Below are 14,535 nucleotides of genomic sequence, written 5' to 3'. Positions count from 1 at the left end.
GCAGATGTTTGGCCCGGGCGTGGACAACGCCATCGAGAAGTATCTCGTGCCCAGCCGCGAACTGTTGGCGGTCCTCCAGCTCTGGAGAGCCAGTCAGCAGATCGTCTTCCGGTACGACGTCATCCCTGGTCCGAAGGTGTTCGAGACCCAGATCCACGGTAAGCGTTTCGAGATGTATAACGATACCGTGCTGGGCTTCAACAAGTCGGGCAAGGAAGTGGCGCGTATTCAGGTCGAAGAGCCGATCTACATTCGGCCGGCCGAGCGCGTAACCTGGCTGTAGGATCTTTCGAGTTCATGGGGGGGATTCCCTCCCATGAACTCGGACAGAGGCACAGCCGATAATGGCCAACCCTATGAAGCGCAAAATAGTACTGAGCTTCCTCTTAGTAACAATGCTGTCCGTGATCCTCGCAATCCAGGCAGGGTTTTTCAATCGATGGCAGTCCGTACACGATGATCGGGACCGCTATGGGCTTATCAAGCAGGAACTGCTTCGACTCGAACGTCTCGTCGCCGATGTGGACAACGGCTTTCGCGGCTATGCCTTGACGAAAGAAGGCAGATTCGTAAAACCCATGGTCGCCGCCGAATACGACATCCCTGGTCTTGTGAACCGTCTGGTCGCCATCACGGCTCCCTGGCGGGATCTCCATGCCCGCGTTCAAGTTCTCACCGGGAAGGTGGAAGAGCTGCTTGAGACAAAACGGCGGCTCACGCTGGATCTCGTTCTTGGGCGAGAAGAAGATGTCTTGAGCTATATCCGAATGGGAGAAGGGCTGGAGCTGGAAAACACCATAGCCCTGGCGTTTGAAGAGGTCGAATACAGAATGGCCGAACACGACAAAGAGACCATGCAGGATCGGGAGGACGTGCGGATGTGGGCCCCTCTGATCCTGGCAGCAACGACACTTGGCGCCCTCGTTCTTGGTATGGGCATGAACCGCTTGGCACGATGCCTGTCCGAAGCGGTCTTTGCCCCTCGCGCAATTACCTGCCTGAAATGACCGTGGTTATTCGTCGAGCCATCTGACCCGGGCCTGATCCTATGAGTTCACCAATGAAGGGTACAGACTCCTCCCGCGATATTTCGCGGTGAACTGCGGACTATCGCGACTGATTGCGACGCTCCTCCTTCGCCGATTCCTTTACCCAGCCGATCTGCCAGTATTGTCGCGTCTCTTTGCGTACCCGGGTGGCTCGGCAGTGCGGCACGCCAGTTGCTGATCTCCTCCGCATAACCCAAGAGCAGGAAACGTACAAGAGGCCGCCGCGAGGAGGCCTGACGTGCGAAAGCAGGATTACGGCACGGAGCAGAAGCGGTTGGCGCAGAGTTGTAGTCAACAGGGCGCAGGCAGGCACGTCGGGTTGCCGGCACGCACTCGACGATAGAGGCATGGATCGATCAATCAAGAGCGGAAAGGGAGAGGACATTATGATGCGGAGGCTGGTCCCATATCATCGGACAATGGCAAACATTGTGTGCACCGTAGGTCTCGCCTTGGCCGGTGACGAGGCGGTGGCTCAACATGCGGCGCATCAGGGAGCCGCGGAGCACGCGCCGGAAACGGCCTGGGCCGAGCGGCTCAAAGGACAAACCATCGTCGAGGATGTGATGGAGGGCCGCCCTGAGCGCACCGCGATGATGGAACTCCAGCACCACCGCGTCATGCAGCAGATGGAGCAGGATCTGGCCGAGCAGCGTACCGGCGGATATTACAACAACCTGAACATGATGCATCAGTACGGTGCGGGTAATCAGGACGTGTTGCTCATGTCGAATTCCGGCGTGGAACCTGTTTCGACGATAGGTGGGCGCTGTCCCGCAGCGGCTCCGGTCCGGCAGTACGATATCTCCGCGATCAACGTCGAAATCTCCCTGAACATGTGGCTCGACTTCTATCCCGGCTACATGTACGTGCTCACCGAGAACCTCGACAAGGTGCGCGAAGAGGAAACGAAGAACCGCGACTCCCGTGAAAAGGACGGCTACGAACCGGGCGCGGTGAAGAACGGCTTGCAGAATCAATGGATCCAGCCGCTGGTCATCCGGGGAAACCAGGGCGATTGCGTGAAGATTGCGCTACGCAATCAATTGGATGGCGGTGAGGAAGTCAGCCTCAATATTCACGGCTCCAGCATGATCATCGCGTCCACGGGGCAGCCGGCGACGACGACGAATCCGGACAGCATCGCGGCCAAAGGAAAGGCCGTGGATCTGGAGTGGTACATCCCGCCGACTCAGCAGGAAGGCGGACGGCAGTTCCATTCGTACAGCAACGACCGGGAATTGACGGTCATGGGCCTCTTCGGCACGTTCGTGATTGAGCCGAAAGGCTCCGAATATCTCGACCCGCTGGGGATCGGGGAACCGACGGCCATGAAGAGCGGGTGGCAGGCGATCATCAAAAACGGCATGGGGCCTGATTTCCGGGAGTTCGTCATCATTTATCATGAAGTCGGCGATGAGGCGTTCCGTCCGCTCAACAAGAAAGGCGATTTTCTTCCGCAGCGCGATCCCTTGACCGACGTCTATCGGCCGGTGGCCCGAGCCGTCAATTATCGAAGCGAGCCCTTCGGCGTCGACAACATGCAGGCCCAGCACGAGTATTTCGGCTTTGAAGACGAGTCCATGGCCTACAGCGCCTATACGTTCGGCGATCCCGCGACGACCGTGCCGCGCAGCTATCTCGGCGACCCCGCGAAATTCCGCCTGGTCCATGGCGGCTCCGAAGTGTTCCACTCCCACCATCCCCACGGCGGTTCTATCCGGTGGCCGCGCAGCCCCCGCGCCATCGACGAGATGCCTCTCTGGCATGCCGCCAAGAACGGGCCGGTCAAATATCCGGTCATCCGGACGAAATCCGACCGTGTCGATGTCGAGGTAATCGGGCCGTCGGAGACGATGGATCTGGAAACAGAGTGCGGCTCGGGCCTCTGCCAGCAATTGGCCGGTGATTTCCTGTTTCACTGCCACGTTGCCCATCACTATATCGCCGGCATGTGGGGCTATTGGCGTGTGTACAACACGCTGCAGCAGGGCGAGCATCACAACGATCCGATGCCCGATCTGCGTGAGCTGCCGGACCGGACCGGTCGTCTGAAGAACGGCGTGAACTCGGATGAACTGATCGGCAAGACCGTCGATTGGTTCGGTAAGCAGTTCCGGATCATCGAGAAAGGCAAGACCGATTGGAAAGCCTACCCGGCTGTTGTCACGATCCAAGATTGGGTGACCATGCAGTTGCCGCCGCAGGGCAAGCCCGGTCATAAGAACGATGAAAAGGGACAAACCCTCTCGTACGACGCGAGTGTTTTGGATTGGGCCTGGCAGGGGAGTCGGGCCATGACGGAACGGGAAAACGCCATCCCGAATCCCCGTTATCAATCAGCGACCCCCGGCCAGCGGCTGCCGATTGTCTTCGAGTCGGCCACGGGTAAAGTGGCCTGGCCCCATCTGAAGCCGCACTTCGGGCGGCGTGTACCGTTTTCGCAGAACCATAATCCTTCCCCATGGCTGGACATGATTCATCTCGACGAGGACGGCTTGCCCAGTTCCTACCCGGCGAAACCGGGTGAAAATGGCCGCTGGAGTATGTGTCCGGAAAATGCCGGATCGAAAAAGTACAACGTCCACTTCATTCAGACCCCGATGAAGCTGGCTGAGAAGCAGGGCGATACGCCGGCGATCGTGGACAGAGATGGACTGATTTACGTGCTGCACGAGGAGGAAGCCAAGGTCCGGAACAGCGACGTCAAATACCCTCTGGTCGTGCGCGCCAATATTTATGACTGCATCGATTGGATGCTGACCAGCGAATGGGAGGACGACGATCACATTAACTTCCATGCGTCCAAGATCAATACGCACTGGCATTTCCTGCAGTTCGACAACCAATCCTCTGATGGCGTCATCACCGGATTTTCGTACGAGCAATCGGTGCGGCCGTTCACGATGATGGAGAAAAAGGTGAACCATGGTCTGCCATTGCCGATGAATACCGTCTTCACGAAAGCGGCCAAGAAGGGCGACCGAGTCATCACGGTCAAGAACGCTGCGCAATATCAGCCCAATGTGGAGATTCTGATCGGCGCGGATAACGTCGAGGGCAATGAGATCGGCCGGGTAAAATCCGTCACGGGTAATCAGATTACCCTCCACAGGCCGTTAAAGTACGGCCACCCGGTCAAGGATATCGTGACAGTGGAGTTCGTCCGGCAACGGTTCTGGGTGGACTCCGACGTCGGGACGGTCTTCTGGCATGACCATGCGCTGGGTCGGGTCACGTGGCCGCATGGCGGTTTCGGCACCATCATCATTGAGCCGGTCGGCTCGACCTACCATGATCCGAAGACCGGCAAGCCGATCCGGAGCGGTCCGATCGCCGACATCCGGACGGCCGAGCCGGTGGGTTACGGCGTGAACGGAAGCTTCCGGGAGCTGATGGTCCAATTGAACGACACGGTGCCGCATACCGTCAACATCGTCACCGCCGGCAATCCCCCGGGGCAGCCCATCGAAGTGGCGTTGGAGGCGGGCAAGACGATTTCCTTCCCGATGCCGGAGCATATTCCGATGACGCCCATGGCCTTCCTCAACGGCGGGACCCATACGACGGGCGGCGGCTTGAACTTCAAGGCCGAGCCGATCGCGGGCCGTCTGACGGCCAATCCGGATGCGTCGAAGCTCTTCAGTAGTGCAACCCACGGCGATCCCTATACGCCGATGGTGCGGGCCTATCTGGGAGACACGGTGGTGTTCCGGCTGCTGCAAACCATGGCGAATGAGACGATGGTCTGGACGCTTTCCGGTCACACGTATCTCACCGAGCGCTATGCGGGAGACGCCAACCGGAAGAATTCCATTCATATCGGCATCGCCGAACGCTACGATCTGGTCGTGCCGCAAGCGGGCGGTCCGCGACTCCAGCCGGGCGACTATATTCATTTCAACGGACGCGCTTCTAAGTTCTCCGAGGGAGCCTGGGGCATTATGCGGGTACTGGACAAGGAGTCTGCGGACCTGCAGAAACTGCCTGCGGGCTACAGCCGGAGAAATGAAATTCCGAAGCCGCCGGCAGTGTGCCCGTCGGAGGCTCCGGTGAAAAGCTTCAACGTCGTGGCGATGGATTATCCCTCGATGAGGCTGAACCCCAAAGCGCCTGATTCTATCGAGATCGACTTTGAACGGACGATTCAGATGACGAATCCGAACGCGAAGATTTACGCGTTGGAGGAGGAAGTCGCGACGGTGGCCGCAGGCCTCCAGCCGATGCCGCTCACGTTGCGGGCCAATGTGGGGGACTGCATCAAAGTGAAGCTGACGAACCGGATGAAAGAAGGGCGGGCGTCCTTCTCGGCCATCGGGCTGACGTTTGATCCCAAGGATTCGCTCGGGGCGAACGTCGGCAACAATCCTGGCGATCAGACGGTTGCGCCGGGCGAGAACCGGACTTATACCTACTATGCGGACCCGTTCCTTGGCGAAACCGCTTCGTTGGTGTGGGATTGGGGCAATGTGATGACCCATCCGCGCAACGGGCTCTACGGGGCGGTGGTGATCGGTCCAAAGGGCGCGCAGTACCGGGATCCGAGGACCGGCGCGGACTTGTCCAACAAGAACAGCTGGGCGGCCGACGTCATCGTGGATCGAACGATCCAAGGATACGAACATCGGACGAACTATCGCGATGTAGCGTTGTTCTTCCAGGACGAGGACAACATCATCGGGACGAGTTTCATGCCCTATGTACAGAATACCGCCGGGCTTACCGCGGTGAACTACCGGGCGGAGCCGTACAAATTCCGGGAAGGAAACGGCTGTACCCTTGGCAAGATGTTCCAACCCTGCGTCGCCGACAAGGCGGAAGATCCTGCGACGCCTATCATTGAGGCTCATGCGGGCGATCCGGTCCGTATCCATGTGTTCGGCGCGAGCAACGAGCAGAATGGCATGTTCAGCGTCGAGCGGCACGAGTGGCCGATTGAGCCGTTCATGCGCGGGGCGGACATGATCAGCGTGGTGGAGTTTGCCGGATCGGAATCGATCGATGCCTTTCTCCCGAGCGCCGGCGGGCCGTTCCGCATGCAGGGAGATTACGTCTGGAGCAATCAGCGCTTGCCCTATTCACAGTCGGGACAGTGGGGCTATCTGCGCGTGCTGCCGCCCGGCGACCAGCGCATTAAGCCGTTAGCCCAGGCCCGGGCTGGTACGCAGCAGGCGGACATGACCTCTTCCGTCGAAGCTAAACCGGTCGCAGCGGTTGGGAACTAGACGGTTGCGACTTGGTTTTTGAGAATGGACGAGGGGTAGCCCGGTTTGGCGGGCTTCCCCTCGTGCCCCAGGGCAAGGCATCTTCTCGTTGGGCGCGGCCAGTCTCTTCATTATCGACGGAGCTATCGTGCATTGGATCAACGCGCGCGCGTTCGACCTCACCATTGCCAGCACCCGCTCAGGTGCGCGGCGATGCACAACGCAGGCGGAGTGACGGTGGTTGTGAAGCTAAGTTAGGGGACGCGTTGTGGAAACGGCTTGGATCATACTGGATTAAGTCAAACGCCCCGTTCTTCAGTCCCGGTTTTCGAACCGACGCCAAAGGCCAGCCGAGAGTACAACTGCTTAAGATCGAGCGGAAACATGCCGATAGACGGTATGCGCTAAGTTTCCGGATCCTCGGTTTCGATGAGCGAGAGCTCTTGAGGGGAGCGTATGACCGTGTTGCTCGACCGTCTGTCTATACGGCTAAAGCTGGCGTTGCTGGCTGGCCCGTTCGTGTTCGCGCTGGCGATTGGATTGGCGATGTCGCATTCCGCTCTTGAAGCGGTCAAGATTAACGGACCGGTCTATCAAGAGATTATCGGGACGAAAGATCTGGTGGCGGATGTGCTTCCCCCTCCCTTGTATCTCGTGGAGTCCTATCTCCTCATCTTGCAGCTGTTACAGGAAACCGACCGGGAGGTCGTCAACCAATTGATCGAGAGAGGCAAGCTGCTCCGGAGCGAATACGAAAGTCGCCATCGCTATTGGTCGGATACGTTGGCAGAGGGGAAGATGAAGCAGGCATTGGTGGTGGATTCCTATGCCTCCGGCATCGCGTTTCTCAACGCGCGGGACCGCGAATTTGTTCCGGCCCTCCTCTCCGGCGACCTGCCCAAGGCTCGTACCCTGGCCGCCGGGGTGTTGAGCGCACGTTATCGCGAACATCGCGCCGCGATCGATCAAGTCGTGACAGCCGCGGTGCCCTGGCAGCATCAGCAGGAAGAGCGGGCATCGACTATCGTTCAGGACCGAGTCAATCATGTGGTGCTTGTGGCGATGCTCATTGGGAGCCGCGGTGGTCATGGGTGTGCTCATAGCCCGGCGGATCAGCGGAGCATTGTCCACGATCGAATCCCGCTTTGAATCGATTGCCGCGGGCGATTTGCGCATACGGATCCCTGTGCACGGGAAGGACGAGATCGCACGGCTCTGTCAGTCGACGAACCGATTGCTCGATGCGCTTGAGAGCCTTATCGGGAAAGTGGTGCATGTCACGCACAAGGTGGCGTCGGCTTCAGTGCAGTTGTCCCCCACGGCTGATGAAATCTCTAAAGGAAGCCATCAGTTGACAGCCCGGGCCTCCCAGGCCGCGTCCGCGGTCGAGCAAATGAATGCCACGGTCGGTCAGGTTGCGGACAGCTCTGGCAAAGCAGCCAGTCTCGCGCAGGAAACCGTGGCGATGGCGAAAAATGGGGGTTCGGTCGTGTCCGAAACCATCGCCGGCATGCAGCATCTTTCCGAGTCGGTGGCAAACTCCGCCACGATTATCGGGGCCTTGGGGAATTCGTCGGATCAGATCGGCGCCATCGTCTCCACAATCGAAGATATTGCCGATCAGACGAATCTGTTGGCGTTGAATGCGGCAATTGAAGCGGCTCGTGCGGGGGAAGCGGGGCGGGGGTTTGCGGTTGTCGCAGACGAAGTCCGCAAGCTGGCCGAACGGACGACCAAGGCAACCAAAGAAACAGGAGACATGATCCGGAAGATTCAGCAGGATTCGCGAGGCGCGGTCGAGTCCATGGAGGACGGGACACGGAAGGTGGCGATCAGTGTGGAAATGGCCAACAAGACCGGTGAGGCGCTCGCGCAGATCGTGCAAATGGTGTCGCAGAGCGCGGATATGATCCGGCATATCGCCGTCGCGTCCGAGGAACAATTGGTGGCTACGCAACAGATCGCCGGCGATATCGACAATGTGGCGCGAGTGACCGGGGAATCGGCATCCGGCGCCGGCGAATCGGCCAAGGCCAGTCAGGATCTCAGTCAGATGGCGATCGAACTGCAGGACGTCGTCGGTGTTTTTCAGGTATCCGGAGCGAACCCGGTTTCTCCGCACTCATGAGCGGTCGGGGTCTCAACGGGTGCGAAGGAAATGGTTCCTGAACCCCGCGTCTTCGTAGAAAATACTCCAGACCCATGGGTTTGTCCCGAGCCTCATGTGAACGTGTCGAAAAAATAAGAGAGAGCCTAGACCGCGAGGAAATGCCATGCCTATTACAGACGTCGTTGCCAGTTATGGTCGCTGCTGTGTGCATCCTGCATTCTTCGACCGGTTCTATGAGATCTTCCTTGCCAGTGATCCGGCGATCCGCCCGATGTTCGCCAGGACGAACTTTGCCAAGCAGAAGGCGTTGCTGCGCGAGGGCGTGTCGATGCTCCTGATGCATCTGGAGGGGAAGCCGGTCGGAACGGCCTGTTTGGATCGTCTCGCCGAGTCGCACAGCCCCAGACGAATGAATGTGACCGCGCGGCTCTATGAGTTGTGGATCACGAGCCTGGTCAAGACCGTCAAGGAATTCGACTCTGAGTGCACCCCTGAAGTCGAAGCCGAATGGCGGAGGGCCCTCCACGCCGGGGTGCATTACCTCATGATGCAGGGGACGAAAGCGGCGTAAGGACGGAGGTATCGAGCTCAGCCCGTTGTAATCGTCTAGGGCTTACCGCAGGCGATTTTGATGAGTGCTGCGGTCGGCGAGCCTGCCATGACCGGCGTCAATTGGTCGCTATCTCCGCTGGACCGCACCACGCTACCGGTTCCCATCTGGCCGGAATACCAAGTCGTCTTGAGCGGCTGGCTCTTCTGATTCTGGCAGTCATATCCGCGATCGGTTTTCTTGGAAAGGGCAGGGGCCCCACCGCCTTCCGTTCGCGCGATCTTGTAGTCGAAGAGATCGGACATCGTCACTATCTCATCTGCCTGCTTAATGCTGGCGTGATCGGCATAGTAGCCGTAGCCGTCAGTCTCGCCGGCCTTCGCCCAATCCGCCGCCGATTTCGACCCTGATTCATCGCTCCGATTACAAGCGGCCAGAATCCCACAGCACAACAGAAGGGCGCAGAATCGTGTCAGCATGGTCACTCCCTGGGCAGACAGAATCATCTACTGCGACTATAGCACGGAGCGTGTTGTTGCGACGGACCAATTGGGAGAGTTGCCAGGATGTACCTCATCCGGTGGGCGACCATCTTCATGAGCCACAGAAAGACTTGGAGAAAGGTGTCGCCGGGGTGTGGTCTCTTGGCCATGCGGAAGTGCAACAGCGGGTGCAGTTTATCTGAATGCGGGATAATCCGTGATGACTCCATCCGCTCCCCACTCTGCCAGCTGCGCGTGATCTGCCGCCGTGACCGCGTCATACACAAAATTTCGAAAACCAAGTTGCCTCGCCTGGGAGAGGCCCTCGGGGGTCGCTCGGTCGAAGCACCAGACAAGCGTGTCAACATTGTTAGGGGCAGGGATCCATGATGGCCGGGAGTCGAACGGGAGGGGAGCGTGAGCAAGAATGATCGCGCAGCGCAGATCCGGGGCGCTAAGGCTGCCGATCAGGCCATGCCAAAACGAACTGATTAAAATATTGGCCGAGTGAAGATACGGGGTGATGGCGGCCATAGCCGGAGCTGCGACGTTCGGGTGTTTGAGTTCAAAATTCCAAAGAAATCGCCGAGGCGACTTCTCGAGCAGCAGCAACGTTTCAGCCAACGTGGGAACAGCGTATCCAACGAGTCTGCTTAACTCGTTCCTGGATAGGTCTACTACAAGCCGCCCATCCGGAGAGAGCCGGTCGTGAAACATGACGGGTATCCCGTCTCCCGACAGTTGAACATCGGTTTCGAGACCGTCGACTCCTAACTCGATGGCAGCCTCAAAGGCATCGAGCGTATTTTCAGGAGCGAGTGCGTGATAACCACGGTGGCACAAGCACAGCATAATGTCTCCGCGTTCCCCCTTCTCAAGGCGAGCCGAATAGGCGCCGTATTCGGCTCAATGATAGGTATCAGCGCGCAGCCATGGCAGGATAGTCGCTGTAGCCGTCTGGCCCGCCTCCATATAGCCGATCGTAGTTGACTGCATTTAGCGGAGACTGTTTACCGAAACGTTCGACCAGGTCCGGATTGGCGATGTACGGACGCCCGTACACAATCGCATCGGCCGCTCCGCGTGCCACCGTCAATTCCCCGCTCTCGCGTGTGTAGCTTCCGTTGCTCATCAGCGCACCCTGGAAATGCCTGCGGGCAACCGCCAGAATGGCCTGCTCATCAGGCAGCGCGTGGTCCTCGTGCCGGATTTCCAGGAACGAGATCCTTCGCCGGCTCAACTCCTGCGCCACATAGGTCACCAGGGCTTCGGGCCGGCTGTCGACCATGTCATTGAACGGGACCAGGGGGGAGATCCGTACGGCGACTCGTCCGGCGCCCCAGACGTTGATGGCCGCATCGGTCACCTCTAGCAGAAACCGAGCACGGTTGGGGATAGAGCCTCCATAGGTATCCGTGCGTATGTTGACGCCGTCGCGCAGAAAGTTGTCGATCAAATAGCCGTGGGCGCCGTGGATCTGCACCCCGTCGAAGCCGGCCTGTTTGGCGTTCTGCGCGGCGAGCCGGAACATCTCAACGTATCGAGGGATTTCGTCGGTGCGGAGTGCGCGAGGGATTTCGTAGGGCTTATCACCCTGAGGGGTATGGGTCATCTCATTGCGGATCGCCTTGGCGCTGCTGGAGACCGGCTGCTCGCCCTCGTTCAACAATGAGTGCGCGGCACGGCCGGGATGCCAGATCTGCATGAAGATGCGGCCGCCCTTGGCATGCACGGCGTCGGTCACCCGTTTCCACCCGGCCACGTGCGCCGGGCTGTAGATGCCGCCTTCACCGATGAAGGCGCAGGCATGGGCATCGACCATGGTGCATTCCGTCATGATGAGTCCGCTGGAGGCCCGTTGGGAGTAATAGTCCACCATCATGTCGTTGGGAATATGTGTCGTCCCGGCTCTTGCCCTGGTGAGAGGGGACATGACGATGCGGTTGGGCAAGAAAATATCCCCCGCCTGCAACGGCATAAACAACGTGGTCATTGCGATCTGCTCCTACTTGGTTAACCGCCAGATATGTTCCGTTGCCGGGCATTTGCCCTTGAGTCCGCCGGGGACTTCAAGACGGGCCAACAGCTTGAGGGTATAGTCGCCGCTGTAATGGCGACGGAGCTCGTCGGAGGTGACGGAAAACGGAGGCCCTGCCACGACTGTTTGGTCGTACTCATAGCCGATGACGAGTTGAGGGGCCACCCCGGTGATGGCCTTGAGATGCGTCGTGTACCGGGGCCGCATGGTCTCCGGCAGCGCGACCAGCGCGGCCCTGTCATAGACCGCGTCGACGGGGCCGAGGATCTCGCGAGACAGGTCGAAGATATCGCCCACGAAGATGTCGATCTTCTCTCCGTGAAAGAGCCTGAGCTTGCCGATGTCCGAGATGCTCGGTTGCATGCCAAGCTCTGCAAAGAGTTGGGTCACGGCTAACTCGCTGAGTTCCGCCCCGGCGACCGCATAGCCGCGAGAGAGCAGCCAGCCGAGATCGAGCGACTTCCCGCAGAGCGGCACAAAGACACGCCCGCCCGGAGGCACGTTCAGGGACGGAAAGTGGGCGGTCAGCAGAGGATTGATAGCGCTCTCGTGCCATCCGGTCTGATTTGTTTGCCATCGGTTATGCCAAAAACTTGCTTCCATGCGAATCCCTCAGTGTGTGTGCGGTCGCAGTGCTTCCGTCGCCATCCTAAAGGGCCGAGGCTGAGAGAGGCAAGGCGAGGGAAGAGTGAAAGCCAGGCGTATGAGCTGAGGCGCTGATGCAGGTTCTCGAATGTCAGGAGGCCCGGTGGGTGGTGAGTCCATCGCATTGAGTAATCAGAAAGACTCCCATCCCCTTCGTTTCCCCTCAAGCCTGCACCCAACTATTTCCTGCGACTGTGTAGTTCAGTTATAGCCCGTTCGGCTGCGGCAATGGCTCCGGCCAGGTAGCCGGGCGCCGTGGCGCTGGTTTCGCTGCCGGCAAGAAAGATCCGGCCTTTCCAGATACCAGTCACCCAGGGCGTTTGCGTGGGTTCGGGATGCGCGCTCGGTGATCGGTCGTCTGCCGTCGCCGTGAAAGGATCTGCGGCCCAGTCTTTGATGAGCGTGGCGCGGGGACGGCCGGCCTCCGGTCCAAAGAGTCGAGTGAGCTGTTCAATGCACGCATGCGTCAGAGCGTCTTCTCCCATAGCGGCTCGCTGATCCGCGCCTACCCCAATAAATCCAAAAAGGGCCGGCATGCCCGAGGCAGTGGTGGCATCATGGATTTCGACAAGCGGGCCTACCTGGCTTTGCGCCGTTCCAGACAGACCGGCTTCGCGCCAAAAGGGCTGTTGGTAGAGCGCGAACAACTTCGCGTGCGGCGCCATCCATGTCGCCGTGTCGCGCCAATGAGTGACTGTGGCTGATTCGATGCCCGGCGTGAACGTAACCGATGACGCGAGCAGGCGTGGGGGAAGCGCGAAGATCACCTGCTCTGCTGCGACTTCCTGTTCAGCCCCGTCGGGGGCTACGATCGTTAAGAGGACATCGGAGTTGTTGAGCGTCGCATGGCGCACCCGCATGCCGAGCCGTAAGGCTTCTTGGGGGAGCCTATCGGAAAGGGCTGCAATCAATGCCCCGGTGCCACCGGCAACACGCATTGAGCGAGGCTCTTGTGGCATTCCCTGATAGCGTCGCGGCTCCTCACGAGACGTCCTTTCAACGACCATATCGCCATCGCTCTGTTGGGGAAAGGTCGCAAGACCCAGCTCTTTAACGAGAGTCGCCATGCCGGGCTGCATCTCCGGCCAGAACCATGAAGGGCCAAGGTCAAAGCCATCATTCGAAGAGTGGCCCGTGTCGTTGGCGGAGAGAATGCGACCGCCAAGCCGATCACGGGCCTCGAACAGGTGGAAGCCGATGCCAAGCGCATGAAGCCGCCGTGCGGCGTATAAGCCCGCCAGCCCGCCTCCGACAATGGCAACCGACGTTCGGATCTCGTGCTTCATCAGCTTCTCTTCATTCCTGCAGGCAGATTCGGACATCAGGAAGGGCACCCACTAGCGGTATCAGATTCGTGACACCCTCTTTGTTAAAGAGAAGGCGAAGTGGGCTCAAGCTACGTTTCTGGGGCGTGAGTGTCAATGGCGAAGGTGATGCAGTGCGGGGGTTGCTAGGGGCAAGGTAAGTTTTTGACGAACGGATAGCATGCTGCAGGGATGAGGTTGGCCAGAGATGAATCATGGAACGGAGACTGCCGCATCTTCTTTATCCGGCAGATGGCGTCATTGTGACCGTTGGTTATCGGACGGCGGGGTGCTTTCTCAGGGGGGAAGGCGTAATCTTCGGCGGCCAAATTATTCGCAGCAAGAGTGCTCCTGGAGTTCTATTTCGAAGCGCGAGGTATACCGGATGAACAGCGACACGAATCCACGCATCAGCAGCGTGCTGCTCGGAGTGACCTGGCTTGAGGTGGTGATACTGGTGTGGGCAGGCCTCGGCCTCCTGTTGTATCCGCCCGTCATGGCGCCGTTCTGGCCGTGGCAGCTGGCACCATTTAACCTGCGCTATCTGGGTGCGCTGTACACGGCAGCGCTCGTCGCCGCCTTCCTACAGGCCCGGTCCGGTCGCTGGTCACCGGCGCGTGTCGTGACCCCGATGATCTTCATCTTCACCCTGGTGGTGACGGCCTATTCATTCGTACATCTGGATCGCTTCGATCTGCACCGCCCCGAAGCGTGGATATGGTTCATCCTTTACATCGGCGTGTGCGTCAATGCCGGCGTCCATTTGTGGTGCTATCGCACGTGGCCACGGCCTCAACCCGGCGCTCCCCCTCGCGGCGCGCTGAGAGCCGCGCTGTGGACGCTGATCGTCACGCTCGGCGCCTATGGCGTGGCACTATTGGTCGCGCCGGAGGCCGCCTCGTGGTTCTGGCCGTGGAAGTTGGATGCCTTCCACGCCCACCTCTACAGCGTGACGTTCCTGACCCCGGCGTTGGGGGCCTGGTTGTTGCTGGACGGAGCGACGCGAAATGAGTGTCAAGGGTCACCCAAATTTCCCCAGTTATGGTCATCGAAAATTCCCCACCCTGGTTAGGTCGCCGTTGAGGCGTCGTCCACCCGCACGAGTCCGGCTTTGAGCTTCTCCTTGAGCCGGTAGGAATGGCCGCGGATATTG

At 59.4% G+C, this 14,535-nt stretch carries 12 protein-coding genes; 7 read left to right on the top strand and 5 right to left on the bottom strand.

From position 1 onward, the window contains the following. From Q7U39_18090 to Q7U39_18065, 6 genes are all read left to right on the top strand, one after another. On the top strand, window positions 1-283 hold a 283-nt coding region (locus Q7U39_18090; GenBank protein MDO9119872.1), incomplete at its 5' end, for a nitrate oxidoreductase subunit beta. Between the two features lie 73 nt (window positions 284-356). Next, the gene (locus tag Q7U39_18085; protein ID MDO9119871.1) at window positions 357-1,007 is read left to right on the top strand and encodes a CHASE3 domain-containing protein; all 651 of its coding nucleotides are present in this window, start codon (window positions 357-359) and stop codon (window positions 1,005-1,007) included. A 389-nt stretch (window positions 1,008-1,396) separates the two neighbouring features. Beyond that, entirely contained in the window at window positions 1,397-6,274 is a 4,878-nt protein-coding gene (locus Q7U39_18080; protein MDO9119870.1) for a multicopper oxidase domain-containing protein, read from the top strand. 435 nt (window positions 6,275-6,709) lie between these two features. After that, the gene (locus Q7U39_18075; GenBank protein MDO9119869.1) at window positions 6,710-7,402 is read left to right on the top strand and encodes a hypothetical protein; all 693 of its coding nucleotides are present in this window, start codon (window positions 6,710-6,712) and stop codon (window positions 7,400-7,402) included. Beyond that, window positions 7,341-8,381 (top strand): HAMP domain-containing methyl-accepting chemotaxis protein, encoded by a 1,041-nt coding sequence (locus Q7U39_18070; GenBank protein MDO9119868.1) that lies wholly within the window; start codon window positions 7,341-7,343, stop codon window positions 8,379-8,381. Before Q7U39_18075 ends, Q7U39_18070 begins: the two co-directional genes overlap by 62 nt. 145 nt (window positions 8,382-8,526) lie before the next feature. Further along, entirely contained in the window at window positions 8,527-8,934 is a 408-nt protein-coding gene (locus Q7U39_18065; GenBank protein ID MDO9119867.1) for a globin, read from the top strand. A gap of 35 nt (window positions 8,935-8,969) precedes the next feature. On the opposite strand, the gene Q7U39_18060 is transcribed toward Q7U39_18065, so the two are convergent. From Q7U39_18060 to Q7U39_18040, 5 genes are all read right to left on the bottom strand, one after another. Then, window positions 8,970-9,392, bottom strand: coding sequence for a hypothetical protein (locus tag Q7U39_18060; protein MDO9119866.1), 423 nt, complete (start codon window positions 9,390-9,392; stop codon window positions 8,970-8,972). Between the two features lie 198 nt (window positions 9,393-9,590). Then, the gene (locus tag Q7U39_18055; GenBank protein MDO9119865.1) at window positions 9,591-10,247 is read right to left on the bottom strand and encodes a glycerophosphodiester phosphodiesterase; all 657 of its coding nucleotides are present in this window, start codon (window positions 10,245-10,247) and stop codon (window positions 9,591-9,593) included. Window positions 10,248-10,314: 67 nt separating this feature from the next. Continuing rightward, a complete protein-coding gene (locus Q7U39_18050; protein MDO9119864.1) occupies window positions 10,315-11,388 on the bottom strand; it encodes an alkene reductase in 1,074 nt (357 codons plus the stop codon). A gap of 12 nt (window positions 11,389-11,400) precedes the next feature. After that, a complete protein-coding gene (tmpT, locus tag Q7U39_18045; GenBank protein ID MDO9119863.1) occupies window positions 11,401-12,036 on the bottom strand; it encodes a thiopurine S-methyltransferase in 636 nt (211 codons plus the stop codon). Between the two features lie 221 nt (window positions 12,037-12,257). Next, complete coding sequence (locus Q7U39_18040; protein MDO9119862.1) at window positions 12,258-13,364, bottom strand: FAD-dependent oxidoreductase; 1,107 nt, start codon at window positions 13,362-13,364, stop codon at window positions 12,258-12,260. Window positions 13,365-13,767: 403 nt separating this feature from the next. Here Q7U39_18040 and Q7U39_18035 point away from each other — a divergent pair, with 403 nt between their 5' ends. Further along, window positions 13,768-14,454: a hypothetical protein gene (locus Q7U39_18035; GenBank protein ID MDO9119861.1), complete on the top strand. Its 687-nt coding sequence runs from the start codon at window positions 13,768-13,770 to the stop codon at window positions 14,452-14,454. Window positions 14,455-14,535 lie beyond the last annotated feature (81 nt).

The organism is Nitrospira sp. (genome assembly GCA_030653545.1).
In the GTDB taxonomy this organism is placed as follows: domain Bacteria; phylum Nitrospirota; class Nitrospiria; order Nitrospirales; family Nitrospiraceae; genus Nitrospira_D.
This window is presented reverse-complemented; position numbering and strand designations above follow the sequence as displayed.

Coding starts and splice junctions, on each gene's coding strand:
- Q7U39_18085 (MDO9119871.1), top strand. CDS start 357: ATGAAGCGCAAAATAGTACTGAGCTTCCTCTTAGTAACAATGCTGTCC.
- Q7U39_18080 (MDO9119870.1), top strand. CDS start 1,397: ATGGATCGATCAATCAAGAGCGGAAAGGGAGAGGACATTATGATGCGG.
- Q7U39_18075 (MDO9119869.1), top strand. CDS start 6,710: ATGACCGTGTTGCTCGACCGTCTGTCTATACGGCTAAAGCTGGCGTTG.
- Q7U39_18070 (MDO9119868.1), top strand. CDS start 7,341: ATGGGTGTGCTCATAGCCCGGCGGATCAGCGGAGCATTGTCCACGATC.
- Q7U39_18065 (MDO9119867.1), top strand. CDS start 8,527: ATGCCTATTACAGACGTCGTTGCCAGTTATGGTCGCTGCTGTGTGCAT.
- Q7U39_18060 (MDO9119866.1), bottom strand. CDS start 9,392: ATGCTGACACGATTCTGCGCCCTTCTGTTGTGCTGTGGGATTCTGGCC.
- Q7U39_18055 (MDO9119865.1), bottom strand. CDS start 10,247: ATGCTGTGCTTGTGCCACCGTGGTTATCACGCACTCGCTCCTGAAAAT.
- Q7U39_18050 (MDO9119864.1), bottom strand. CDS start 11,388: ATGACCACGTTGTTTATGCCGTTGCAGGCGGGGGATATTTTCTTGCCC.
- tmpT (MDO9119863.1), bottom strand. CDS start 12,036: ATGGAAGCAAGTTTTTGGCATAACCGATGGCAAACAAATCAGACCGGA.
- Q7U39_18040 (MDO9119862.1), bottom strand. CDS start 13,364: ATGAAGCACGAGATCCGAACGTCGGTTGCCATTGTCGGAGGCGGGCTG.
- Q7U39_18035 (MDO9119861.1), top strand. CDS start 13,768: ATGAACAGCGACACGAATCCACGCATCAGCAGCGTGCTGCTCGGAGTG.